Raw genomic sequence first — 24279 nt, forward strand, 5'->3', positions numbered from 1 at the left:
ACTGGCAGCCCTAGTAGACCGGCTTGCGCCTGCGTGGCGGAGGAGGCTGGTTGCCGGCATAGTAGGGATTGACGTCGCACGTCGCGGCAAGGCCCGACGCTGTCGCCCTGCATTGTTCCAATGATGTGAATGAGCAGTCGAAATAGTCTGCTCCCATGAAGCTGCCCCCATAGCGATGCATGCAGACCGGATAGCGCGGATCGTACCTCTGGGCGTCGGCCGGCGAGGCCGCAAGCCACATGCCGACCGCCATGATGATCCCGAATGTCGTGCGCATGGTCTTCTCTCCCGCAACGGCGCGACGCAACGGTCGCGTGGAACCCTTACCAGACTGACACGCGGATACAACTGTCCCTCAGGCCGGTCGCCGCGCGCCTTATGCCACGCCTCCGACGAAGGAATAAAGTCGTGCGACCGCATATGTGCTCATATCCTAAGGTCGGACTCTCTCTTGGCCGCCCCTCTTGTGTTAGACTTCACGAATCACCGCGAAGCACCTTTCCGCACAGCGCACATTTCCCCGCACATGGATCCGTATCCCATGCTTGCGACCATACTTCTGTTGCTGGTTTTCGGACTGATTCCCTGCGCCGTCATCATTGCGGTCTACGAGCGCGCGGCGCACCGGACGCTGCGGCGAAAACACTGACACGAACCTGACGTCCGGGATCGGACCGACGCGGCTCTCTGCGCCGGATCATGCTCTAGCACGGCAGCAGGCTGGTCTTGCGGGCATAGTTGAGCATGGCGAATTCGATGCCGGGACCGCCCTCGACGACCATGCTGTCCTTGATCTGGTGAAACGCGAGCCCACCGTCGAGCGCATAGAGCTCGTCGGTCAGCGCCGCGAGGCGCTCGCCCCACTCCTTCTTGTCGTCACCATGGAAGTAGGCCTCGCGTCGGCGCTGGGTATCGCGGACATAGGGTTTTGCGAACATATCGAGGCCGCGCTGGAGGATCGCCGCCTGCGCGGTCATGCCGAGCTCGATCATAGCTTCCCGCACCTCGGGCGCGAGCGCGCCCTCCGAATTGTAGAAGAACTGGTGCACGCCTCCGTTCATGAACTCGTCGTTGAAGGCGGACATGACCAGCAGGGTGCGCTGTGGCCTCGTGAACGAGGCGAGGCGCTTCTCGATTTCCGGATAGGGCCGCCACAGCGAGACCATGTCCTTCCAGAGCGCAGACGTCAGGATGCGCAGACGATCTTGTTCGTTGAGATGGGCGCGCTCGCCCTCGATCCGCTGCCACAGTGCGGGCTTGCTCTCGACGAAGGCGGTGATGCGTTTGGCCAAAGCCGCCTTGCTGCCGAATTCGCGGGCGAGCGCCATCATGCGATAGTCAAAGGCGTTGAGCGGCGCAGGCCTGGAGGTGACGGCGTCGATCTGCGTGGACGGCTGGCTCCAGCCGTAGAAATTCCAGCGCGTGTCCCTATCGAGCGGGTAATCCTTGCCGAACAGCGCCATGGCACGGGTAAAGACGTCGTGCTCACGGGTCATGCCCGCCGCCTTCAGGGCGTCGCGGACCAGGGGCGCTGCGTCACCGGCTTCACCACTGAGGAACGTGTGCAGCCCGTCGCGGCCAAAATAGTGCCACAGCATATAGAGTGTCGCGAGGTTGCGGGCGTCCTCGTCCAGCGGGGCGATGAGCTTTGCATATGCTTCGTGGCCGTCGAGGATGACGCGCAAGCTGGCGTGGAGATTGACGTGCTCGATCAGGCTCCAGAACGGCACCTCGCTCAGTGCACCGGTCTCGCGCTCCGCCGGCGACGCCCGCAAGCGGCAGCCATTGTTGGCGGCATCGGGCTCGTGCGGAATGGGAATCCGCGTCTCGAGGATGCTGCGCGGCGATTTTGGCACATCCGGCTTGGTGCCGTCGTCAGAGGCCGCATACGCGGATGCGGACAGCGCGAGACCGAAAGCAAGCGCAAGGATGGGACGGAAGTGACGTGACGGGATGAATTGCATCCCCGTTCGTCGGGCGCGTCAACGACAGGGTTCAACGTGGACGCGCTTCTTGCCTAGTGCCGTCATTGCAAACGCTCGCCTCGTTAACCGAGGCCCTGTAGCACCAGCCGGTTCAGCCGCGCCGCGAATGCAGCCGGATCCTCCGGCAATTCGCCGTCGAGGATCTGCGCCTGCTCGAGCAGGAGCAGACTGAGGTCGTCGACCGTCGTCGAGCCGGCCGCTGCCTTTGCGATCGCGGTGACGAGCGGATGGCGCAGGTTGATCTCGAGGATCGGCTTCGAACGCTCGCCGCGGTTCTGCTGCGCCAGAATGCGCTCGAGCTCGCGGCTCGGCCCCTGGCTGTCAGCGACCAGGCAGGACGCGGAGCTGGTGAGCCGCGTCGACGCCTTGACATCGCTGACGCGTTCGCCGAGCGAGCCCTTGATCACGGCAATGGTCGCGGCCTCGTCGGCGGCCGGCTCGTCCTTCTTCTCTTCGTCGACGCGCGGGATCAGGTCGAGATTGAGATCGCCCTGGCTCAGCGACTTCAGCGGCTTGCCGTCGAACTCCGACGGCATCGAGGTCCAGAAGGCATCGACGGGATCGGTGAGCAACAGCACCTCGATGCCGCGCGCGGTCGCCGCTTCCAGCCGCGGATTCGACTTCAGCCGCTCGATGCTGTCGCCGACGAGGTAATAGATCTCGGTCTGGTTCGGCTTGAAATCGGCAACGACCTCCTTCAGCGCACGCTTCTCTCCGGTCGTGGTGGTGAAGCGCGACAGCGACAGGAGTTTTTCGCGGCGCTCGAAATCCTCGTAGATGCCTTCCTTGACGACGGCGCCGAACGCGTCCCAGATTTTTGCAAAGTTCTCCGCGTCCTTGTCGGCGAGGCTTTCGAGCTCGCTGACGACCCGGGTGGTCACGGCTTTCCGGATCTGCGCGAGCTGCGGATTGTTCTGCAGCATCTCGCGCGAGATGTTGAGCGGCAGGTCCTCGCTGTCGACCACGCCGCGGACGAAGCGGAGATAGCCGGGCAAGAGATCGGCGTCGTCGGTGATGAAGACGCGGCGCACGTAGAGCTTCACGCGGCCCTTGCGCGACGGCTCGAACAGGTCGAACGGCTTCGTCGACGGCGCGAACAGCAGCACCGCATAGGAGTAGCGACCTTCGGCACGATAGTGCAGCGTCATCGCGGGATCGTCGAAGGCGGTCGCGATCTGCTTGTAGGCCTGCTTGTAGTCCTCCGCCGTCAGCTCCGATTTCGACCGCTGCCACAGCGCGCTTGCCGAATTGATCTGGCGCGGCTCACCCTCTTCGGGCACCAGCTCGATCGGAAAGAGGATGTTGTCGGAATAGGCGCCGACGATGCGCTCGATCTCGTAAGCCTCGAGATATTTCTTGGCGTCATCCTTCAGATGCAGCACGATCTCGGTGCCCCGTGTCACGCGCGCCGCATCCTCGTCGCTGGCACGCGCGATCTCGAAGCCGGAGCCGCCGGAGGACGTCCAGGTCCAGACATCGCTCTCGCCGGCGCGGCGGCTGATCACCACGATCCTGTCGGCGACCATGAAGGCGGAATAGAAGCCGACGCCGAACTGGCCGATCAGGCCGAGGCCGTCCTTGGCCTCCTTCAGCTTGGCGACGAAGGCCTTGGTGCCGGAGCGGGCGATGGTGCCGAGATGGTCGATCAGCTCCTGCCGCTCCATGCCGATGCCGTTGTCAGCGACGGTGAGCGTTCCGGCCTGCTTGTTTGGAATGATGCGGATTTTTGGCGCCTCGCCCTCACCCAGCAGCGCCGGAGTGGCGATCGCCTCATAGCGGAGCTTGTCGCAGGCGTCCGACGCGTTGGAGATCAGCTCGCGCAGGAAGATGTCGGTCTCCGAATAGACGGAGTGCACCATCAGGTGCAGAAGCTCGGACACCTCGGCCTGGAAGGGCTGCGTATGCGCAGCCGTATCTGACGTCGTCATGCGTTTACCTGGTCAAATCCATCAGGGGAAAACCCGGATATAGCGCAGGAGAGCCAGGGATCAAGAGCTTGTGATCGATACCCGATGGCCTTCTGCAGGAACGGCTCCCCGCCGGGGCGGCCGAGGACGGCTCGAACCGGTCGAAGCCCCAGTGGGCCGCACGTTTCCTCTTCACGGAAACGCTACTCGGATACTGTGATTCTTGCCGCTAAAAGCGTCGCCCCTGCGATTGCCATCACCATACTTTAGCAATGAATTCGACCGCCAAAGCGAACCTCGCCGCATTCAGCCACGATGCCCGCCTCTATCTCACCCTCGGCATCGCCAATTGGTCGATCTTCATCGACCACATCCCGAACAATGTCGTTAACCTGCTGACGCTGCGGAATTTCGGCTTCAGCGGCGCAGCCGACCTGTTCGTGTTCGTGGTGGGCTATGGGGTTGCGATCATCCACGGCAAGATGGTGCTGGAGCGCGGCTTCGTGGTCGCAGCGACGCGCATCTTCCGCCGGGTCTGGCGGCTCTACGCCGCCTATGTGGTGCTGTTCGTGATCTATATCGACACGATCGCCTATGTCGCCTCGCAGTCGAGCTCGCCCGAGATCATCCACGAATACAACATCTCGGGGATTCTCGAGCATCCCCTGCGCATCCTGGTACGCGGGCTGGTGTTGCAGGAGGAGCCGCTGAATCTCGACCTGTTGCAACTGATGATCCCGCTGATGGCGTTCTTCCCGCTCGTCTTGTGGGGCCTGATGCGGCGGCCGAACCTGACGCTGCTCGCCTCCGTCGCGCTCTATGCGGCCGCACGATATTTCGGCTGGACCTACCGCCTCTACCCCGAGGGCGAATGGACCTTCAATCCGTTCTGCTGGCAGTTGCTGATGGTGCTGGGCGGCTGGTTCGCGGTCACAGGCGCGCCCAGCCGTCTGCACGGGCTATCGTGGCTGCGGGCACTTGCCGGCGCCTATCTGGTGTTGGCGATGGCGATCACGCTGGCGCGGCATTGGCCGCCGCTGGCCGCCTACGTGCCGGACGCCGTGCTCGGCGCGTTCACGCCGAACGACAAGGAGAACCTCGCGCCCTATCGCGTGCTGCATTTCCTCGCGCTGGCCTATCTCGCGACCTATCTGGTGCCGGCCGACCACCCGGCCTTGCAATGGCGGTTGCTCCAAATCGTCATCAAATGCGGCGAGGAATGGCTGGCGGTGTTCTGCATCGCCGTGTTCCTGTCCTTCGCCGCGCATCTGATCCTGATCACCGGCCCCAACCTGGTCGCCATGCAGATCGCGGTCAGCCTGCTCGGCTTCGCCGCGCTGGCGGCGGTGGCCTATTACGTCTCCTGGTCCAAGTGGCAGGATTTGCCTGCCGCTGCACGGCAGCGGGCGTAGTGCGGCTCTAGGCAATCGCGGCGAGATAGCGCGCGACAGATGCCGCGAAGGCGGCCTTCGCGCCCTCGGCGATATTGCGGCCCCACCAGGCGCCATAAATGCGCTCGAATGCAAACGGCGCGACGCTGTCCGCGATGCGGCGCACGGCGGCTGCGTTGAGCGGCGTGTAGTTCGGATAGGAGTACATGAAGCTGACGAAGCGGCGGTCCATCGTCACCTGCGCGATGTCGCCGGTGAGCAGCGCACCCTTGCCATCCGCGCCGCGCGCCCAATGCAGCATGGTTGCGCCGGCGAAATGGCCGCCGCTGCGCAGTAGAACGACATCGTCGGAGATGCGGTGAGTGTCGCCGGTCCAATGCACGACCGCGGGATGCGGCCGCGTCACCCATTGGCGATCGTCCGCGTGAAGATAGACCGGCGCGCCGCCAAAGGCGTCGCTCCAGTCGGCGAGCGCGCCATAGTAGTGCGGATGAGAGATCGCAATCGCCTTCAGTCCGCCAAGGGATTTGATATGAGCGATTGCCTCCGCCGTGGCGAGCGGAACGCAGTCCCACATCACGACGCCGCCGGCGTCGGGCACGAGCAACGCCCGTTGCCCGATCGCAAAGCTTGGCTCCAGCGCGAGGCCGGTGAGGCCAAGATCGTCGCGCCAGACCAGGCGGCAGCGCTGCGCCAGCTCCTCGCGGGTCAGGAACGTCTGGCCCCTCCAGTTCACATATTGGCGCTCGTCCTCGCAGATCGGGCACGCCGCGGGCGGCCTGTCGCCGGCAGGAAATTGCGCGCCACAGGTTTCGCAGGTCCAGAGAGGCATCGTCTTCGGCTCCTTGGCAGCAAGGCTGGTTACCACCTCGCGCAAATCGTTCCGGCATGGTTGCATCGTACAGATGCATGTGAAATATTCATCTATCTAAAAATGCATTTCATCAAAAACTGAGACCCTTACGACCAACCAGTCTCAGCACAATTCGTTGCTCCATATTTTTTTCCGACGCGGGAAGCGGCCAATGCACCAGGCATTTGCTCTATGGGGATACAGCATCAGTGCAGGCGAATTCCTGGCTGGTGTCGCGATCTACCTTGCTGTGGCGATCGCGGCGATCGTCCTCATACCTCGGATCTCGGTCAGGGGCGGGCACTACCACTCTCTCGACGCCAAAACCAAGATCGCCGACCTTCGCGGCAAGGTCAGGCAATCCGTCATCCAGGTGGTGGGCGGCATCACGGCGGTGGCCGCGTTCATCGTCACGATTCAACAAATCCGGGACAACGAGGACACCTTCAAGGGAAAGAAGGCCGATCTGCTCGCGAATTCCATTTCAGGCCTTTTCGATGACAAGGCAGCGCCGAAAGACACCGCAAAGGCGATGTATCTGCTGTCCTACATCGCGACGAGCGATCCCAGCTATCATCGCATCGTCTATGACGCACTTGCGACGCACGTCCGCACACTATCCGGGAGCGCGTGTCGCGAATTGGAAGACTCGGAGACGATGCAGAACCTCGATCTTCAACTCGCCCTGCGCGTCATTGGCGACCGGAGTCCTTCCGCTGATCCGACCAAGAAGCGCATCAATCTCGAAGGCTCATGTCTGATTGGCGCCGATATCCGGGATGAGCCCGGCATCGTCGCGGGTCTTCGCCGCGCGCGACTATCCAACTCCCTGCTCTATCGCGCCGACTTTACCGGGATCGATCTAACCGGAGCTGAATTGAAGGGCATCTACGCGAGCGATTACAAATCCTACAATTTTCAAGTGGCTGACGGCTATCAGTTCAACCGCGGTGTCGAAGGTGACGATCGCGGCAACGTCGACTGGGCGCCGGAAACCGAACGGCGAAAGCATATCCTGCTGTTCGTCGGCGCCACCCTGACCGACGTGGATTTCCAGACCGCCGAACTCGCAGGAGCCGACTTCAGCAGGGCGGACCTGACCGGCACCAAGTTCCTCTACGCAAATATTTCTCGCGCGAACTTTATCGGAGCGAAGGGACTGGACAAGTCGACGATCAGGGACGGATGCGTCGGCAACAAAGGCTTCGACGATGACGAGATGAAGCGCCAACAGCCGTATTTCTCGAAAGCTGACCGCGAGAAAATTGGCCCGATCAAGCCCTGCCCGTAAATCTCAACGCGAACAAGGCTCGTAACTCAGGCCCCGCATCGCGGGGCATGCGTCGTGCTCCATTCCAATACAGACCTGCACGAGATGGCGTCGAGGGCCGAACCGCAAGGGATTTAGGAACCAACGCGATCAACGCCGGTTACGTCTTCGCAACCCTTGAAGGGACCACGCCCGACATTTCGATGACATCGCGTTCCCGCTCACCCCGTCTCTGGCCCCTCCTCGCGCTCAATTTCTTCATGGCCGACATGCAGTCGGGCATCGGGCCGTTCGTCGGCGTCTTCCTGCAGGCGCATGGGTGGGCCAGCGGGATGATCGGCACGGCAATGACGATCGGCAATGTCGCGGGCATGCTGATCACCACTCCGATCGGCGGCTTCATCGACGCCAGCCGCAACAAGCGCATGTGGGTGGTCATTCCCGGGATCTGCGTCGTCGCGGCCTCCGCGATCATCCTGATCTCGCAGAATTTCTGGGCGGCGACGGCCTCGCAGGTCGCGCAATCGCTCGCCAGCGCCGCGATCGTGCCGGCGGTGACGGGCATCACGCTCGGAATGGTCAAGCAGAAAGGATTCAACCAGCAGAACGGCCGCAATCAGGCGTTCAACCACGCCGGCAACATGGTCGGCGCGGCACTGTCGGGCTATCTCGGCTGGGCCTACGGCTATGTCGCGGTGTTCGTGCTGGCGGCGGCCTTCGGCGCCATCGCGATCGCCTGCGTGCTGATGGTCCCGCCCCGGGCGATCGACGATCGCGTCGCGCGCGGCAGCAAAGAGGACGACTCGAAGGCGCCGCCGGACGCGATGAGGATGCTGCTGAAGCACAAGCCGCTGCTGGTGCTGGCGCTTGCGCTCGCGATCTTCCACCTCGGCAACGCCGCCATCGTTCCCCTCTACGGCCTCGCGGCGGTCGCCGACGAACAGGCCAACGGGCCGAGCTTCGTCGCAACGACCGTCGTCATCGCGCAAGGCGTGATGGTCGTGACGTCTCTGATCGCCATGAAGGTCGCCAGCAAGCGCAACTACTGGCCGGTGATCCTGGCCTCCTTCATGTTCCTGCCCATCCGCGGCGTGCTCGCCTTCTTCCTCACGGGCTGGTGGGGCGTCGTTCCCGTGCAGGTGCTGGACGGCATCGGCACGGGATTGCAGACGGTCGCCGTGCCCGGCATGGTCGCAAGCTCGCTCAACGGCACCGGCCGCATCAATCTCGGCCAGGGCGCCGTCATCACCGTGCAGGGCGTCGGCGCCAGCTTAAGCCCCGCGCTCGGCGGCTGGATCGCCGAATGGATCGGCTACGGTCCGACCTTTCTGCTGCTCGGCGGCTTCGGGATCGCCTCAATGGCGCTATGGTTCGCGTTTGGCGCTGCCGTGAAGAAGTACTGAGAGGCCGGGCCCGGCCTCACGGTGCAAATCGCCGGTTCAATCCAACCCTGAACGTGTGCAGCTCGATATCCCCTCCCGTCAGGCTGGTGCCGGGAATCGAGAGCGAGACGTTGCGACCGAGATTGAGGTAGAGATATTCTCCCTTGAGCGACCATTGCGGGGCGAACGCCCACTCGCCGCCTGCGCCGGCCGCGTATCCGATGTTGAAGCCGCTCGTGGCGGCGTGTCCGTCGAGCGCCGCCGGAAAGCCGGCGATCAAGATATTGTTGGTCAATCGGACATGGCTGCTGTCGAGGCTTGCCTTGACATGACCCCAGGCGAGGCCGCCCGTGGCGTAGAGCAGCCAGCCATTGCCGCCATAGCCGAGGCGGCCGCGCAGCGTACCAAAATAGTCGATCTCCTGCTTCACCCCGACCTGGCCCGCGTAGTTATCGAAATCGCCGATCAGGAAGACGGGCCGCAGCGCGTACGCGCCTGTCGCGGACCCACGAATGCCTGACGCGCTGATGTCGGCTTCGATGCCCGCTACCGTATGTCCGGATTGCCAGTTGTAGCCGGCCTGCACGCCGCCCAGCCAACCCGACTGCCCGACGCCGAGCGTGAACGGCGGAGAGGTCGTTGACGTGACCGGATTGATGCCGGGAAACGCCGGAAACAACGCCAGGAGTGCGCTCGGATCCACGGTCGCGCTGTTGCCGTTGCCGGTGCCATATCCGGCGTGAACACCTGCGTAGAAGCCGGTCCAGTCGAACATCGGCACTGGCGGGACGGCCTTGTAGGCGAGATCCGCGGCCATCGCGCCGCCTCCGGCATGCCCTCCGAAGATGAGCGCCACGACAATTGCAATCCGATATTTCGCCCGGCCCGACATCAAAGCATTCCTCTTCATCGTCACGTCGGCAGACGATAGGGCGAAGGCGGCCGCTGATCTTGGCGCGTGACGAACGACGAGATGGACTGAGGTGAAGGCGCGTCACATTCGCGGTCGCCTGTTGCGATCCGGGCACACCGGGCTGCGGCACCTCGTCACTGGCTCAGCGCGCTATCGCGAGTGGCCTTTCGCGCAATTCCGCGCTTTTCTCGTTGCCGCACTGCAGGCCAACGGCGAGGATGCACTCGCCCGAGATTGCCAACGAACGATTCCCGCCAGATCGATGACCCAGCCTCAACTCTCATTCGATGGCGACCCGAACGGTCCGGCCTATGAAATGTGGCGCGAGCAATTTTGCCGCCGGGTGGCGGCGGTCGATTTCGTTCCGGTCGGGGATGGGCGAGTTCACCGGACGATGACGCCGGTCATTCTTCCCCGCCTCAATATGTCGGCCTCATCAGGCACCCCGATGTCTTTCGTGTCGATGGGGACGAACGACGAACTGGTGATTACGACGTCGCCCAATTCGGCGTTGAGCGGGAAAATGGGAAATCGCCCGCTGGAGATCGCGGCCGGGGACATCACGATCGGCGATCCCTCGATCAAGGGCGCCTTCATCACGCAGACGGTACATGGTAATTTCCAGACCGCGCTGTTGCCGCGCAAGGCGCTGCTGCGCGCGTGCCCGAACGCCGAGGACCTGATTGCCGGGTCGATCGCCGGTGCCAGCCCGATCGCGTCGATGTTTTTGCGGTATTACGACCTCGCACTCGCGCATGCGACCGAGCTTCAGCCGGCGGAGCTCGACGCGGTCTCACAGCATCTGTTCGACCTCGCCGTGCTGATGATCGGGGCGCGCGGCACCGTGGCGGAGGAGGCCCGCTCGCGCGGCCTTGCGGCAGCGCGCCTCGAAATGCTCAAGTCCAACATCCTGGCACAACTGGACAGTCCCGCACTGTCGCTCACCAGCCTTGCAGCCGCGCACCGGATCAGCCCGCGCACCATCCAGTTGATGTTCGAGCAGGCCGGCGAGACCTATACCGGCTTCCTGCTGGAGCATCGGCTGCTGCGCGCCGACCGGCTGCTTCGCAATCCGAACCTGCGCGCGCGCAAGATCATCGAGATCGCGCATCTCGCCGGTTTTCAGGATGTGTCCTACTTCTATCGCGCGTTTCGCCGCCGCTTCGGACGGACGCCAGACGACACCAGGAAGCTGGCCGACGCGGCCGATTAGAGGCTGTCAGCTCCGTCTCAGGTGCCAAAATTCTTCTGGATCGCCTTGTCGAGGGTATCAGCCCCGACAAAACGCTGGCGCAGCTCGCGCTTGAGCAGCTTGCCGCTCGGGTTCTTCGGCAGGCTGTCGACGAAGATGACGCGCTTCGGCACCTTGAAATGCGCCATCTGGCCGGCGCAATGCTTGATGACGCCCTCCTCGTCGAGCGTCTCGCCGGTCTTCACCACGATGATCGCGGTGACCGCCTCGATCCAGCGCGGGTCCGGTAGGCCGACGACGGCGACCTCGGAGACCGCGGGAATGCGATAGACCATCTCTTCGACCTCGCGGCTCGCAACATTCTCGCCGCCGGTCTTGATCATGTCCTTCACGCGATCGACCACGGTGATGTAGCCGTCGGCATCGACGGTGGCGAGATCGCCGGAGTGGAACCAGCCGCCGGCGAATGCCGACGCGGTTTTCACGGGATCGTTGTAATAGCCGGACAGAAGATGCGGCGAGCGGTGCACGATCTCGCCGACCTCGCCGACCCCGACGTCCTCCATCGCCGTGTTGACGACGCGCGTCTCGACATTGATCGCAGGCTTGCCGGCCGAGCCCGCCTTGCGAAGCTGGTCTTCGGGCCGCAGCACGGTCGCGAGCGGCGCGATCTCGGTCTGGCCGTAAAAATTCCAGAACTTGACGTTCGGCAGCCGGCGCTGCAGCTCGAGCAGCACCTCCACCGGCATGATCGAGGCGCCGTAATAGCCCTTCTGCAACGTCGACAGGTCGGTCTTGTCAAAGTTCGGCGAGCGCAGCATCGCGATCCAGATCGTCGGCGGCGCGAAGAAAGCAGTAATTTTGTGAGCCGCAATCAGCGCCAAAATGTTGTCGGCGGTCGGCTTGCCCGTGATCACGCCGGAGGCGCCGAGATAGATTTGCGGACCCAGGAAGACGTCGAGCTGGGCGCAATGATAGAGCGGCAGCGCGTGCAGGACCTTGTCGTCCACGCTCATGCCACCGTCGATGACGCAGCTCACATATTGCCACATCACGGCTTCATGGCTCAGCATCGCGCCCTTGGGCAGCGATTCCGTGCCGCTGGTGTAGACGATCTGCGCGAGATCGCGGCTGTCGACGGAGGTTTCGAGGAAGGAGCCGTCGGGATGAAGGAGATCGTCGAAGGTGGTGAGGCCCGCAGGCGCCGTGGCGGGATCCTCGCCCGGCAGCCAGATCAGTTTCTCGACCGCGCAATCCTTGGCCGAAGCGGCGCGCGCAGCGTCCACGAAATCGGGACCGGTCGCGAGCAGCTTTGCGCCCGAGCTCTTGAGGATGAAGTTGATCTCATCGGGATTGAGCATGAAGTTGATCGGCACCAGCACCGCACCGATCCGCGCCACCGCGAAGCGCAGCGCGGCAAAGGCATGCGAGTTGCGCGACAGCACCGCGAGCCGGTCGCCCTTCGTCACGCCGAGGCCGGAGAGGCCGCGGGCCAGCCGGTTGCAGATCGCGTCCAGCTCCGCAAAGGTCCAGCTCACGCTGCCGCAGCTCAGACCGAGCTTACCGGGATCGCGCTGCGCCGAGCGGCGCAGGAGATCGCCAATCGCATGTTCGCGGGCTTTCGAAATGGTGGCTGCGATATCTCCGGTCATGGTGTCCTCCCAAAACCTGCCTTCTCGATCGTTTGAACCGACATGGCTTGCGTAAGGCCGCTATCGACGCGGGGCGGCCTTACGCGTATCCGTTTTGGTTCGGGCCGGGAAGGACCGGAAGCAGCCTCAGAGCTTGTGGCCCTTCTGGCGCAGCGCGTCGGTCAGGCGCTGCTTCAACTCGTCGGCGGCCTTGCGGCTGACGTCCTGGCCGATCTGCGCACTCTGCTGTGCGAGCGCGTCCGACTTCTCCAAGAACTTCTGACCGGCTGGCTGGGCGTAGAACGCCTCGATCTGGCGCAGCTCGTCGAGGGTGAAGCTTGCGGCATAAGCCGCGGCCATCTGGTCAATCATCGTATTGACGAACGGCGTGTAGATGCCGGAGCCGGGCGCGGTCAGCGCGTCGTAATCGCGCTCGATCTCCGGCCGGTCCTGCGCCACCGCGGGCCTGAGCTTGAGTAGGAGCTGCGGCAGCAGCGCGCGATATTGGTCCGCGATCTTCAGGGTGCCGACGAGTTTTCGCGCAATACCTAGCGCTTCGGGCGACGGCGTCTGTGCGGCCGCACTGACGGTGAGGAGCAGAAGAGCGCCGGCAATCGTCAACAGACCTCTCGACATGGACCTCTCCACGAAAAATCTCAACTCGACTGCGCGGGCCGTCTCAGCGGTTGGCGGGCGTCGCCGCCGCGGCCAGCTGCACGATGTCGCCGACGGGCTCCTCGACCTCGGTCACCCTGACGAACAGGTTCGGCACCCGCTTGGCACGGTCGAGCAGCCAGGCCACGACGACCATGACGACGATGCCGGCGAGGGAGACCGCGATCTGCTCCCAGACGCCCTTGGTGTACTGCGTCAGGATCCAGTGTGCGGAGAACGACAGGAAGACGCCGAGGCAGAAGATCGGCAGCGAGTTCTGGCCGCACAGGATCACCGGGCGCAGCCAGTTCGACTGCAGCGCCTTCCACTGGCGCGAGATGAAATAGGTGACCCAGATCGCCAGCGCCAGGAAATGGGTGAAGCGCAGCATGTCGAGGTCGGTCTTGTCGATCGGATAGATCGCCTTGATCATCCATTTCGGGATCATGGCTTCCAGCGTATGGACGTGCCAGGTCATCACGATCACCAAGGCGAAGGCCATCCAGGCCGCCGCAAGCGTCATCACCGGCTTGGACCAGACCCATTTCGCGACCTTGTCGATCTCGCCGATGCCGCACCAGGCCGCGAACACGAACATCAATTGCCAGCAGAACGGATTGAAATACCAGGTGGTGCCGGGCGGATAGGAGGCGACGTTCCAGTCGAACCAGCGCGACAGGATGTAGAGCACCACGGAGCCCGCCAGCGTGAGGTTCGGCCGCTTGGTCAGGCCCCACACCATGAAGGGCGCGATGAATACGAGCGAGATATAGAGCGGCAGCACGTCGAGATTGACCGGCTTGTATTTCAGCAGCACCGCCTGCCCGATCAGCTCGTCCGGGTGCTGGAGGAAGTTGAAGACGTTGAACTCGTGCTCGTACATCGGATTGTCGAAACGGCGCGCGGTGCGCGCGATCTGCGCGGTGAACAAGAGGAACAGCATGATGTGGGCGACGTAGAGTTCGGCCGCGCGGCGCCACAGCCGCTTGAGCGCAGCAAGAAACCAGCCGCCCGCGATGATCGGGCCATAGATCCATCCGATCAGATAACCCGAGATGAAGACGAAGAACTCCGCGGCGTCGCTAAAACCGTAATTGCGCAAGGTCAGCCACGCCACGACGTCGTGCGGGATGTGATCGAGGAAGATCATCCACAAACCGAAGCCGCGGAAGAGGTCGAGCCGGAGGTCGCGCTCGACCGGTGACAACAGTGCTGCCGGATCCCGTGCGGTCATGGCGCCACCCATCTACCCCTCAATGCTGCGCCAGCCCGGCGCAAGACGAAATCAATACTGGAAACATTACTGTAAAATGTCGCCTGCCCTGTTGGCGAGGCCACGCAGCGTATCACGTCCATAGCCAAAAAGCAGCGGACACGATCACGGACCGGCTGCCGTCCGGATGCCCACCTCGCGCTTCCCCGCGCCGCACAAATCGCGAGAGCGTCGGCATGCCAACCGGCCGCCGAGGCGCATCCCCGGCGTTGCGCCACCTTCCCGGCCGCGCCGCAATCTGGTTTGCTCTCGCCCATCCTTGGGGAGTGACCATTTGGGGGAGTCACCACGCATGAACGTCGCCATCATCTGCACCGCCTTGCTCGGCCTGTTGCTGTTCGGGCTCGGGCTCAACGTCTCGCTGCAGCGGCGCAGCAACCGCCGCAGCATCGGCTACGACCCGAGCCCGACCGATCCCGTCCACCGCGCCGTGCGCGCCCACGCCAACACCGCCGAATACGCCCCGTTCTTCGCCGTGCTCTTCCTGTGGTTCGCCGCCCACCCCGCGCCGCTCTGGATCACCGCCACCATCGTGATCGCCACGCTCGCGCGCTTCTCGCTCGCCGCGAGCCTCTTGTGGGGCAAATCGCTGAACCGCCCGAACCCGGCGCGGTTCGCAGGGGCGCTGTTTACGTATCTCAGCGGGTTGGTGCTGGCGGTGGGGCTGATGGTGGCGTGAGGGGGGCGTGGGTGGGGCGCCAATGTGATCGAGGCCCGCCTTCGTTGACCTTCATTCACTTCTTCGTTGTTGATACCGCAGCGAGGATTTCGCACACTGTTTCCGTTTGCAGCACTTTATTTTCAAAGGAGGCTACATGCAGTATTTGCAGAAGTTTTCTTTGGTCATCACGACGGCCGCCTTCATCACCATCGCCGGCACGGTCAGCGCGCTCGCCAATTCCTGCACGACGCAGGCCCAGGAGTGCAAGATCTGGGCAAGCAGTCAGGGCGCGCAGGCCAGCACCTATGCCGCCGCCTGCACGCGCGAAATCTCCGCCTGCATCAACAGGTGCAAGGGCGGCAAGAAGTTCTTCCTGGGCGTCTCCAAGGGAGCCGGCGGCGGCCAGCAATATCCGGTCGACGAGTGCAAGTGAGGCGCGCACCAACAAAAATGGCCCGCTTGATGCGGGCCATTTTCGTGTCATCGAAACGCTGATCCGGAAAAACCGCGTCGACCCTAGCGTCCGGAAACCTGCACCGACGCCATGTAATCGTGGATCGACCGATCGGGGATCGCCTTGCGCGCGATCAGGTGGTGAACGCAGTTCGCGGCAAGGTCGAACGAGCGGTAGCAATGATGGGCGATCATGGCGAGATGCATGAGTTGCTCGACCGTCATGTCGGCTGACCGCATGAAGTTTCTGACATAGACGATGTCGGCCTCCAGCAACTGGTTCATGGCCGCATGGGGATTGGACGGGTCGCTCAGGGGAGCGATCATGCGCTGCTTGACGGCCGTAAAGGCGTGGGGAACGAACCCCTGCTTGCGCAATTCGCCGTCGATATCGCCAAATGTCGGCTGCTCCTTGTAGAGGCAAAGAAACGAGACCTCCGTCTCAACGGCGACCGCCTGCTTCAGCTTTTGCCGCCCGCTGCCGAACACGGCCAGTTCCGAACCCTGAACGTCGATCTTCAGGAAATCCAGATCCCGGATTTCCAGGATATCGTCGAGCCGGCGGGTCTGGACCGGATGTTCGCTGACGACGCTGCCCCATTCGGTAAATTTCGCGAAATGCGAGAGCACGTTCTGGTCCGGCACCAGCAGGCTCGTCATTCCCGGCAGTCGGCAGAGACGCAGCTTTGCCTTGTGCCCGTTGCCGACGACATAGTGATAGTAGCTCTCGAGGTCGCTCTTGCGGGCATTGAGCTCTGCGAGCGCCTCGTCCTGCGGCTCGAAGCCGACGACGGTGCAAAGCCGTCGCTGCAGCATCGCCTTGTAGGGCGGCTCGCCATCGATCGGATTGGCCCCGACATCAACCACCGCGGTCAGCCGTGCCGGCTGGAGGAGGTTGTGCAGCAAGTCCGGCTCGTCGTTACTCATATGCGGGGAGGCCTGGGTGAGGAATTACAGTCGGCGCCAACCTATCACAGGCCAACGGAACAAGAGCGGAGCTGTGCACCGCTGATCGCCCAATCGATTGGACGATGCGTCTTCACGGCGAACTGCCTCGCAAAAACAAAAATGGCCCGTTTGATGCGGGCCATTTTCGTTGCCGGAACCGGTAAAGTCCGAACTTGGTTGCGGGGACTCGCAACCACCGATACCGACATTCGGTGATCGTCGCCGTTTGAAGTAGACAGCGGCGACATCCCGAGCGCAGTTAGAACTTCATAACGTGTTGATTTTTCTTAGCTAACGCATGTTTCAGTCCCATTTTTTCAGGCGAGAACTGCCGCCGTGGAACAGGTCGTCATGTTGCCGTGGGACATTACCAGAAGGCCAACACCGTGCTTGCGCCGGAAGATTCTGAGACGAGGCGTTCCTCTCATTCGAGCATTCCCCACAGTCGAGCTACCAGTACCTAACCGGCACGAAATTCCGCCAGAGGGTAGATGCCGTCGTCGAGAAATTGAACGATATCCACCGGGTTGACCGTGCGAAATGCCTCCATTGGCCTCGAAAGGCTCTGATTGTGATAGCAAGGATCGAGTAGAATATCGGATAGTTCCACTACGAGTTTTCCTTTGATTTCAACCGTCTAGGAGGTGGGATATGGGCAGGCCGATTGGTTCTCCAAACCGAGCGAAACCGTTCGCTGACGCACTTAGGGTGGCCCTGCTAAGCGGCGGCGGGCGCCGTCTCCGCATCATTGTCGAGCAGCTGGCGGTGAAAGCCGAGCAAGGCGACATGGCCGCCATCCAACAGATCGGGGATCGACTGGACGGCAAGCCATCGCAGGCAATCGAACGCGGCGAAGTCTCGGTAGAAATGCTGTCCGACGCTGAACTGTTAGCAATTATTCGAGACGGATCACACGAACCGAAAAATGAACCAGTCCTTATTTGCGGGCCTGACGCCCCAAGCAAATAACATCTGGACCGCGTTCAGTTTGGGGGCTGATTTGGGGATCGGCCTTTCCGCTTCCGGAAATAGTCAAATTACTTCAAATGAATATGCGATACTCGTGGCGGAGAGAGTGGGAGAAGTTTCCCGAATTCCTGTCCGTAGCGATATCAGGGGCTTACCAAACGTTCTCAGCCGACTTGTTTGTTGATTGTACCACCTGACTGTACCAGGTCCAGCGAAGTGGCCGTCTGGTGCGGGGAGAAACTAAATTGTCCGCCCTACGTAGGCTCCTCAACTCAGAGCTTGCGGACACAGCTGGAAAGCCGCACCTCGGATCGTCCCCAAAACCCGCCAATTTCGACCGCCAGGCAGCGGGGGTCACGCTGCCAGGTCGTTTAAGCGAAGTTCATCAACTTAAGCGCTCTATCGGCTACCACATGGGGATGGCTCGCGCTGGGCGTCCTATTTCCGGGCGATCGGTAGGATGTACGGGGAAGAAAATGCATTGTTCAGTCCAAGACGAAGTGCCCCGTAAACCAAACGGGGCCACTTGTATCCTGACACCCGTCCCCCCAGATTTCCGGTAAACCGCCTAGGAGGGGCGACGATGATTACCGAGGAAGATTTTGCGGCCGTGGCTGACTGCCCGCCGGATTTGGCGTTTGCGCGGCTTGAGAAGAAATTCCGGGACCGGCTCGAAACGAACCTTGAGAACTCCCAGAGCAACAATACCTGGGCGCATTACATCATTGAGTACATGAACCACACCCACGCTGCCGCCGAAGCGCTCGGGTTGGACTTCCTGGACCTCTTCTCAGTCCCCGATGAAGACAACACTTCAAACCTCCAAGACGTGCATAACGCCTTCCTCAGGGCCGTCGATAACTACACAGTACGCGCCCATATTCGAAATGTCCGGCATGGTCCGTCAAACTCGCTCCCGCTTGACGAGCACGACAAGAAACACATCCGGGCCTATGTCACCAAGATCAAGGAAATTGTCGAAGCCTCTGCCCTAGAGATCGGCAAGAAGGAAGCCTTGATGAATAAGCTGAATGCGTTCTTGGCTGAAGTCGATCGCGACCGCACTTCAATGCAGCGGTTCAGCGATTTCATGATGGGGCTGGCCAGGACTACCGCCGATGCGACCGAAGAGCTGGAGCCGACGTGGAAGTGGGCGCGTCTCATAGCCGCGATTTTCGGCGCTCGCTATGACGCCGAGAACGCCAAGCTGCCGCCGCCGCAGAAAAAGATCGAACCGCCGAAACCGAAACTCCCGCCACTTAGAAGCGTGAACGGCAGCCGTCGAGATATGGACGACGATATTCCCTTTTAGGAACATCTCGCTCGCCCGCGAAACGTCCCGACCCATCAGAGACCGGCCGACTGAGGATCAACAGGTTGACGTTCTGCAGGCCCTCCGGACCGCGCCTGACCATATGTTGGCCATCGCCGCAGCGTACGTGGACTACGCGCTTGAAATGGTCATCAAGGACGAGGACGGGCGGATGTTCGACGGCGCGCAGAACGCCTTTCTAGCTACGGCATCCTCAAAAATCGCCATCGCCTATGCCCGCCCGATTTGTCGAAAGGCCGTCGCGGGATGTTTTGCGGATCATCAACAAGGTCCGAAATATCTTCGCCCACTCTATGCACCAGATTGACTTCAAACACCCCGAGGTTTCTGCCAGGTGCCGAACCTGAGTTCGGTGCAGCGACGAAGCGATATGTGTCCCGACGCCGCGACCGCAGACCCGCGCTCGCTTTACTGGAATACATGCCTCGACTTCGTCGCCGCTTGGCGATTTCAGCGGCGCGGCATCCGGGAAGACGGCACTGGCATGATCGCCGTCCCGATTCGACGACGAGTAATCTGCACGACGACGAGTACTTTACTCCCTTCATTTCCGCTTCCTGGAATGAGGTGCCATGCCCATAGTTCGTCTCCAAGAATCCCGTTAATTTCGTGCTTGAAGAAAGCTCATCAGCCCGCATTGATCCAACAGATTGACCTACGCCACGGAGGAATATCCGCCCCGCCTTGAAGTTTGAGCCCTCAACGATCGCCTACACCGAGGCGAGTTTGTACTGGGCGCCTAATTTCAAGGTGCGCTAATGGATTGGATACTATCCCGAAACGCGAACTAGCACTACTTTGGCAGATTCGTCAGGTTAGCGAGCCTGTTAGGATTCCCGAATCGATTTTTCAATGATTCATAGGGGGTCGGCTTTGGAGGGCCGACCATGGGGAACGCGACGTCGGATTGGGAAGACCAGCTCGAGCGTTGGCTGAAGCCATTCCTGGATCGCTTGGGTCACAAGGCCCGGCGGCGGATGTGTCCGCGTTACATTGCGGGGCTGATCGGCCCTGGTGAGCGCAAGAGCATTCAACCGATGGCGGAGCGCTTTGCAGCGGGCGATTACGATCAGCTGCACCATTTCATCGCTGATGGCGTCTGGGATGCGACACCGCTGGAGACACAGCTGCTCAAGGAGGCCGACCAGCTCGTCGGCGGCGATGATGCGGTGCTGGTTATCGACGACACCGCAATGCCGAAGAAGGGCGAACACTCGGTCGGTGTCGCGGCTCAATATGCCTCGGCTCTTGGCAAAACGGCAAATTGCCAAACGTTGGTGTCGCTGACGCTTGCGCGCGGTGAAGTGCCGGTGATGATCGCATTGCGTCTCTTCGTACCCGAGAGCTGGACGAGCGATGTCGCACGGTTGAAGCGCGCCGGCGTACCGGTCGAATACCGAACGCCACGGTCCAAGCCAGAGATCGCTTTGGCGGAGATCGATCGCGCGATGGCAGCCGGCGTGCGCTTCGGTTGTGTGCTGGCGGACGCGGGATACGGCCACAGTGCGCCGTTTCGACAAGGGCTCACGGCACGCGGGCTGGCGTGGGCCGTTGGCATCCCGCGTCACCTCAAGGTGTACCCGGTCGGCGTCAAGCTTATCTGGCCGGTTGCGATGCGCGGGCGTCCCCGCAAGCGGTCGATTCCGGATATCCTGTCGCGCCCGTCCGAAGACATGCTCGCCGACGCCAAGTGGAAAAATGTGAGTTGGCGAACGGGGACCAAAGGCCGATTGAAAGCCCGTTTTGCTGCGGTTCGGGTGCGGATCGCCGATGGACCTCCCCAGCGGATCAAGGACAAAGGCCAGCAGCATCTTCCCGGCGAGGAGGCTTGGCTGATCGGCGAACACAGGACATCAGGGGAAAAGAAATACTATCTCGCCAACCTGCCCGCCGCGACAGATCTGCGCACATTAGCCGCCGCCATCAAGGCGCGATGGATATGCGAACAGGCGCATCAGCAGTTGAAAGAGGAGCTCGGGCTTGATCACTTCGAGGGGCGGTCCTGGCAAGGCCTGCATCGTCACGCGCTGATGACCATGATCGCCTACGCCTTCCTACAACACCGTCGCCTCGCCCAGGCGGGGCGGAAAAAAAAGAATCAACGGACCGCCGCCGCAGCCAAGCTTGCCGGCGGTACGCCACGCCATCATCGATCTCATCCTTCGACCGTCAGCTCAGCGATGCCCCTACTGCCGAAAACGAATCCGTGAAAAGCTGCAACTCAATCTGCCAAAGTAGTGCTAGGGCGTGGACTCATAACGCGCGGCCAGCCATAGCCGGATAGATGCGAGTTGGACGAAGGCAAGGTAGTTTCCCGCAAGCCTGTCGTATCGCGTCGCAACCCGACGACATTGTTTGATCCTGTTGAAGAACCGTTCGACCTGGGTTGCGAGCGCGATAGAGGTAGGCGCTGAAGCAGATCGGATCGCGGCGGTTGGTTTTTGGCGGGATATTGGCCCACGCACCCTTCCTCATCGCAAGCTCCCTGATCCAGTCGGCGTCATAGTCCCGGCCGGCAAGCAGCATTGATCCGGATTTGAGACGAGACAGCAGTTTTCCGGCAAGTCGAACGTCGTGCGCCTCGCCGGGGCTCAACGCAAGCCGTACCGGCAGACCATTGCTATCGACGACCGCGTGGATTTTGCTCGTCAGGCCGCCGCGTGACCTTCCCATCGATTGGCGCTGCTTCCTTGTGATGCATGCCCCATGCTGATGCACGCGGACAATCGAGGTGTCGATCATCTGGACAGCGGCATCATGGGCAGCGGCAAGTGCGTCTATGATGCGGCCCCAGACACCGGCCCGCCGCCAACGGACGAAGCGGTTGTAGCACGTGGTATACGGACCAAACGTCTCCGGCAGATCACGCCATGGTGCTCCGGAGCGCAGGACCCAGAAGATGCCATTGAGGACACGACGGCCGTTTACCCGAGGAACGCCACGCGGCTTGTTCGGCAGCATGGGCTTGCTGGCGATCCATTCATGATCGGCGAGTTCGTAGCGCATGATTCGAGCCCCCTGTCTGGAAGCTTGAATCACAGGGGTCTGGCCAAAGCAACGCTTCCGGGCAGGCCCGGTTGGACGCTTACGGAGTAGAAGCGGACTTCAACCAGCCGACAATCTCCGCTGAAACCGTCGAAAATGACCCGTTGCAGAAGGTCACATTCAGACGGTCGCCCTGCCATTTGGCCGTTGGGCGTATTATGCTGTCTCGGACGACACGCTTTCACGAAGGGCAATTCTGCCGACGGACCAGGGCCGCGATGGACCAGTAGAGCCCTGTTGCATATGTAGCGTTAGAGCAAAGGGTGAATTCATGAGATGGCACCCCGACGACATTTTGCAAGCTGCTGCGACCTCAATGGACCGCATCTATGCCGCCAATTGTTTCTCACGAAAAAATATTTCAATTGTTGACCAGCAATTTCGAACTCTCAATTTGTGCTACGCACTATCTGAATCCAAAAAACTCCGTATCGGCCCTAACAGCCACATTGCAATAATTGGGGCGGGATTTTCCGGCATGACATGTGCCGTCGCATTGGCTGCTCGGCACGACTGCGTAATCAGCGTCTTTGAAAGCGAACCTACTCTACTTAAAAATTTCCGAGAAGCCGGCTTTCGGTATCTTCACCCGGACTTAAACGCGCGCGAACGTCTGGAGGGTACGCGCCAAATCCGATTGCATAAATCAACAACTTTTCCCTTTCTAAACTGGTTTGGGGATTACGCCCCCCTCGTTGCAGAGGAGATTGTACGAAAGTTCAACCACTATCGCATGTATAGCAACATAGCACTTCATATCGAGGAGGTTATTGACCTGAAGGTTGAAAGTGGGCGGCCGACGGTGATTTTGAAAGATGCCCCGTTTTTCTTTCCAGTGCCAGGGCGGCGACACCTAGCTTGCGACGTGGTCATTATAGCCACGGGCTTCGGAAGTTATGGAATTAGCCCTCATACGAATGACGTTTCGTACTGGCATTCCGGTAACCCCGAATATTATTGGCCAATTCTTAGGCGCGAGAGGAAGGTGAAGGAACGCATTTTGATATCTGGAAATGGGGACAGTGGAGTAATTGAATTGGCTCATTTTTTGATCGGCGGATTTGCTCATGATAAAATCTTTCAGCATCTGCCGGACAGCGAGATATCCCTTCTTCAACGCGCTAACTATGCCGATGAGGTCAGGGCACTAACATTTCGCAGCGTTGAACAAGACGATGAGGAGCACCCGGAGCTCCCGGGACCGATCTCTTGGTACTGGCGCAAAAGAGCTAACGCTGGAGAAAATTCGATCAAGCCGATTAAGGGACGAACGGCAAGTGCACGAGAGGCACAAGAACTTTACGATAAAATCCATCTGCATCTGTCAACTCGTGAAGCATGGAGCAAACTTGAGCACAGCCTAGTCGAAACTATCGAAAAAGAGATTGAAGGGATCGCGAGCTTTGAGATTTGCAGACTCATAAAATCCCAATTTTCGAAAGAGAAGCGTCAATCCAACGACTACATCTACGAAGCCGAGATGAAGCGAACAATCGCAAAGGGCAGAGAGTTCTGTGTGACTATGATAGGTAAGACGCCGACGGTTTATTCACGCCGCCAAGCGCCTTCCAACTGGATGTTGCTTGGAGCAATGCAGAAGTATGGCAAATTCCAGTACATACAGGGGGTATTGGGAAATGTTAAGGTCGAGGAAGGACGCAAGTTCGCTGAGGTGCACCCAGTGGACTACGATGCGCCAGCCCGACGCCTCGAATTCGACAGGTTGATCATACGGCATGGACCAAAATATAACTTCGGAATCCGCAACAGCAAAATCTCTGCGGGATTTTCATCCTCTAAGTACCGAATGACGAGCAACAACCCTGTCTGTGAACTAACTGAGTTATTCAACTATTTCAGAACCATTCGATGGTACCTGATTTGTAGCAAGCCTATTCCATTCGACGACACGGGAAGCAAGGAAACACAGAAAAACCTTGAGCACCTTGACGAAACACTACTTAACAGTTGTCTGTTAAGAGAGGGGAAGAGGGCGAGACGCCTGTTCAAGTTGATCAAGACCGGGCGCGCAGAGAGCAAAAGCAGATTGCGGCAAATAAAGAGAGAGTTCTTAGAACTCAAGAATGCTACGAAAATAATGGCGGATAAGAGGAGGGGAGTTCGCCGCAGTTAGGGCCTGTCGAAGAGAGGCCTTCCTTTGGTCCAGACGAGGCCGGCATCGTCGCATGCGTTGTGATATCAGAATTGGCCCCATTGCTCCCTATTTTTAGCGCTCGCGATTGACCGCTCCTTGGGAGCAGGTCGCCTATTGGCCCCATCGCGACATATTGCGCTGCCGCATGAACTTGGTCGCCATAGGAGCGGAGCGGGCTAGGCACCAGTCACGTGATGCCGCCCGATTTATAGGTGCATAGCCTAGCGTTCCATCACACCCGTTGACTGTTTTGTGCAATTTCAG

General features: G+C 60.9%; 20 protein-coding genes and 1 pseudogene. 11 read left to right on the plus strand and 10 right to left on the minus strand.

Annotated features, from left to right (window positions below):
• Positions 1–10: 10 nt before the first annotated feature.
• The 3 genes from KUF59_RS37945 to htpG all read right to left on the minus strand — a co-directional run bounded on the left by KUF59_RS37945 (position 11) and on the right by htpG (position 3913).
• Positions 11–277, minus strand: a complete 267-nt coding sequence (locus KUF59_RS37945; RefSeq protein WP_212460317.1) for a DUF3551 domain-containing protein — start codon at positions 275–277, stop codon at positions 11–13.
• 427 nt (positions 278–704) lie between these two features.
• Complete coding sequence (locus KUF59_RS37950) at positions 705–1964, minus strand: DMP19 family protein (protein ID WP_212460316.1); 1260 nt, start codon at positions 1962–1964, stop codon at positions 705–707.
• An 83-nt stretch (positions 1965–2047) separates the two neighbouring features.
• Positions 2048–3913 (minus strand): molecular chaperone HtpG, encoded by a 1866-nt coding sequence (htpG, locus tag KUF59_RS37955; protein ID WP_212460315.1) that lies wholly within the window; start codon positions 3911–3913, stop codon positions 2048–2050.
• A 251-nt stretch (positions 3914–4164) separates the two neighbouring features.
• Here htpG and KUF59_RS37960 point away from each other — a divergent pair, with 251 nt between their 5' ends.
• On the plus strand, positions 4165–5304 hold the full coding sequence (locus tag KUF59_RS37960) for an OpgC domain-containing protein (protein WP_212460314.1): 1140 nt from the start codon (positions 4165–4167) through the stop codon (positions 5302–5304).
• Positions 5305–5311: 7 nt separating this feature from the next.
• Here the strand turns inward: KUF59_RS37960 and KUF59_RS37965 are convergent, their stop codons facing one another.
• Positions 5312–6115, minus strand: coding sequence for an MBL fold metallo-hydrolase (locus tag KUF59_RS37965; RefSeq protein ID WP_212460313.1), 804 nt, complete (start codon positions 6113–6115; stop codon positions 5312–5314).
• A 193-nt stretch (positions 6116–6308) separates the two neighbouring features.
• Here KUF59_RS37965 and KUF59_RS37970 point away from each other — a divergent pair, with 193 nt between their 5' ends.
• Together KUF59_RS37970 and KUF59_RS37975 are read left to right on the plus strand one after the other, a co-directional pair.
• Positions 6309–7427 (plus strand): pentapeptide repeat-containing protein, encoded by a 1119-nt coding sequence (locus tag KUF59_RS37970; protein WP_212460312.1) that lies wholly within the window; start codon positions 6309–6311, stop codon positions 7425–7427.
• Positions 7428–7609: 182 nt separating this feature from the next.
• Positions 7610–8809 carry an MFS transporter gene (locus tag KUF59_RS37975; RefSeq protein ID WP_212460311.1) on the plus strand — a complete coding sequence of 400 codons (1200 nt, stop codon included), beginning with the start codon at positions 7610–7612 and terminating at the stop codon, positions 8807–8809.
• A 16-nt stretch (positions 8810–8825) separates the two neighbouring features.
• On the opposite strand, the gene KUF59_RS37980 is transcribed toward KUF59_RS37975, so the two are convergent.
• Entirely contained in the window at positions 8826–9680 is an 855-nt protein-coding gene (locus tag KUF59_RS37980) for an outer membrane protein (RefSeq protein ID WP_212460310.1), read from the minus strand.
• Between the two features lie 283 nt (positions 9681–9963).
• Between KUF59_RS37980 and KUF59_RS37985 the strand changes: the two genes are divergently transcribed.
• Complete coding sequence (locus tag KUF59_RS37985; RefSeq protein ID WP_212460309.1) at positions 9964–10914, plus strand: helix-turn-helix domain-containing protein; 951 nt, start codon at positions 9964–9966, stop codon at positions 10912–10914.
• A 17-nt stretch (positions 10915–10931) separates the two neighbouring features.
• Here KUF59_RS37985 and KUF59_RS37990 read toward each other — a convergent pair whose 3' ends face one another.
• The 3 genes from KUF59_RS37990 to KUF59_RS38000 form a co-directional block, all read right to left on the minus strand.
• The gene (locus KUF59_RS37990) at positions 10932–12545 is read right to left on the minus strand and encodes an acyl-CoA synthetase (protein WP_212460308.1); all 1614 of its coding nucleotides are present in this window, start codon (positions 12543–12545) and stop codon (positions 10932–10934) included.
• A gap of 126 nt (positions 12546–12671) precedes the next feature.
• Positions 12672–13160, minus strand: coding sequence for a DUF2059 domain-containing protein (locus tag KUF59_RS37995; RefSeq protein WP_212460307.1), 489 nt, complete (start codon positions 13158–13160; stop codon positions 12672–12674).
• Positions 13161–13203: 43 nt separating this feature from the next.
• Complete coding sequence (locus KUF59_RS38000) at positions 13204–14412, minus strand: OpgC domain-containing protein (RefSeq protein ID WP_212460306.1); 1209 nt, start codon at positions 14410–14412, stop codon at positions 13204–13206.
• Positions 14413–14743: 331 nt separating this feature from the next.
• On the opposite strand from KUF59_RS38000, the gene KUF59_RS38005 reads away from it, so the two are divergent.
• Both KUF59_RS38005 and KUF59_RS38010 read left to right on the plus strand, forming a co-directional pair.
• Entirely contained in the window at positions 14744–15130 is a 387-nt protein-coding gene (locus KUF59_RS38005) for an MAPEG family protein (protein ID WP_212460305.1), read from the plus strand.
• A 136-nt stretch (positions 15131–15266) separates the two neighbouring features.
• Positions 15267–15545 carry a hypothetical protein gene (locus KUF59_RS38010; RefSeq protein ID WP_212460304.1) on the plus strand — a complete coding sequence of 93 codons (279 nt, stop codon included), beginning with the start codon at positions 15267–15269 and terminating at the stop codon, positions 15543–15545.
• Between the two features lie 83 nt (positions 15546–15628).
• Here KUF59_RS38010 and KUF59_RS38015 read toward each other — a convergent pair whose 3' ends face one another.
• Positions 15629–16471 (minus strand): FkbM family methyltransferase, encoded by an 843-nt coding sequence (locus KUF59_RS38015; RefSeq protein WP_212460303.1) that lies wholly within the window; start codon positions 16469–16471, stop codon positions 15629–15631.
• Positions 16472–17164: 693 nt separating this feature from the next.
• On the opposite strand from KUF59_RS38015, the gene KUF59_RS38020 reads away from it, so the two are divergent.
• From KUF59_RS38020 to KUF59_RS38035, 4 genes and pseudogenes are all read left to right on the plus strand, one after another.
• On the plus strand, positions 17165–17482 hold the full coding sequence (locus KUF59_RS38020; RefSeq protein ID WP_258767862.1) for a hypothetical protein: 318 nt from the start codon (positions 17165–17167) through the stop codon (positions 17480–17482).
• Between the two features lie 583 nt (positions 17483–18065).
• Positions 18066–18794: a hypothetical protein gene (locus KUF59_RS38025; protein ID WP_258767863.1), complete on the plus strand. Its 729-nt coding sequence runs from the start codon at positions 18066–18068 to the stop codon at positions 18792–18794.
• A gap of 103 nt (positions 18795–18897) precedes the next feature.
• Positions 18898–19122 (plus strand): hypothetical protein, encoded by a 225-nt coding sequence (locus tag KUF59_RS38030; protein ID WP_258767864.1) that lies wholly within the window; start codon positions 18898–18900, stop codon positions 19120–19122.
• Positions 19123–19667: 545 nt separating this feature from the next.
• A pseudogene (locus KUF59_RS38035) lies at positions 19668–21025 on the plus strand (IS701 family transposase).
• 30 nt (positions 21026–21055) lie between these two features.
• Here KUF59_RS38035 and KUF59_RS38040 read toward each other — a convergent pair.
• A protein-coding gene (locus KUF59_RS38040) for an IS5 family transposase (RefSeq protein WP_258767866.1) occupies positions 21056–21821 on the minus strand; the annotation gives its coding sequence in 2 pieces (ribosomal slippage) (positions 21056–21199 and positions 21201–21821; 765 coding nt in all).
• Positions 21822–22131: 310 nt separating this feature from the next.
• On the opposite strand from KUF59_RS38040, the gene KUF59_RS38045 reads away from it, so the two are divergent.
• On the plus strand, positions 22132–23994 hold the full coding sequence (locus tag KUF59_RS38045) for an NAD(P)-binding protein (RefSeq protein WP_258767867.1): 1863 nt from the start codon (positions 22132–22134) through the stop codon (positions 23992–23994).
• Positions 23995–24279: the final 285 nt, after the last annotated feature.

This window comes from Bradyrhizobium arachidis (assembly GCF_024758505.1).
Taxonomy (GTDB): Bacteria; Pseudomonadota; Alphaproteobacteria; order Rhizobiales; family Xanthobacteraceae; genus Bradyrhizobium; species Bradyrhizobium manausense_C.

Coding starts and splice junctions, on each gene's coding strand:
- KUF59_RS38000 (WP_212460306.1), bottom strand. CDS start 14,412: ATGACCGCACGGGATCCGGCAGCACTGTTGTCACCGGTCGAGCGCGAC.
- KUF59_RS38025 (WP_258767863.1), top strand. CDS start 18,066: ATGATTACCGAGGAAGATTTTGCGGCCGTGGCTGACTGCCCGCCGGAT.
- KUF59_RS38005 (WP_212460305.1), top strand. CDS start 14,744: ATGAACGTCGCCATCATCTGCACCGCCTTGCTCGGCCTGTTGCTGTTC.
- KUF59_RS37970 (WP_212460312.1), top strand. CDS start 6,309: ATGCACCAGGCATTTGCTCTATGGGGATACAGCATCAGTGCAGGCGAA.
- KUF59_RS38010 (WP_212460304.1), top strand. CDS start 15,267: ATGCAGTATTTGCAGAAGTTTTCTTTGGTCATCACGACGGCCGCCTTC.
- KUF59_RS38045 (WP_258767867.1), top strand. CDS start 22,132: ATGAGATGGCACCCCGACGACATTTTGCAAGCTGCTGCGACCTCAATG.
- KUF59_RS37985 (WP_212460309.1), top strand. CDS start 9,964: ATGACCCAGCCTCAACTCTCATTCGATGGCGACCCGAACGGTCCGGCC.
- KUF59_RS37945 (WP_212460317.1), bottom strand. CDS start 277: ATGCGCACGACATTCGGGATCATCATGGCGGTCGGCATGTGGCTTGCG.
- KUF59_RS37965 (WP_212460313.1), bottom strand. CDS start 6,115: ATGCCTCTCTGGACCTGCGAAACCTGTGGCGCGCAATTTCCTGCCGGC.
- KUF59_RS37980 (WP_212460310.1), bottom strand. CDS start 9,680: ATGTCGGGCCGGGCGAAATATCGGATTGCAATTGTCGTGGCGCTCATC.
- KUF59_RS37950 (WP_212460316.1), bottom strand. CDS start 1,964: ATGCAATTCATCCCGTCACGTCACTTCCGTCCCATCCTTGCGCTTGCT.
- htpG (WP_212460315.1), bottom strand. CDS start 3,913: ATGACGACGTCAGATACGGCTGCGCATACGCAGCCCTTCCAGGCCGAG.
- KUF59_RS37960 (WP_212460314.1), top strand. CDS start 4,165: ATGAATTCGACCGCCAAAGCGAACCTCGCCGCATTCAGCCACGATGCC.
- KUF59_RS37995 (WP_212460307.1), bottom strand. CDS start 13,160: ATGTCGAGAGGTCTGTTGACGATTGCCGGCGCTCTTCTGCTCCTCACC.
- KUF59_RS38020 (WP_258767862.1), top strand. CDS start 17,165: ATGGGCAGGCCGATTGGTTCTCCAAACCGAGCGAAACCGTTCGCTGAC.
- KUF59_RS38030 (WP_258767864.1), top strand. CDS start 18,898: ATGTTGGCCATCGCCGCAGCGTACGTGGACTACGCGCTTGAAATGGTC.
- KUF59_RS37975 (WP_212460311.1), top strand. CDS start 7,610: ATGACATCGCGTTCCCGCTCACCCCGTCTCTGGCCCCTCCTCGCGCTC.
- KUF59_RS37990 (WP_212460308.1), bottom strand. CDS start 12,545: ATGACCGGAGATATCGCAGCCACCATTTCGAAAGCCCGCGAACATGCG.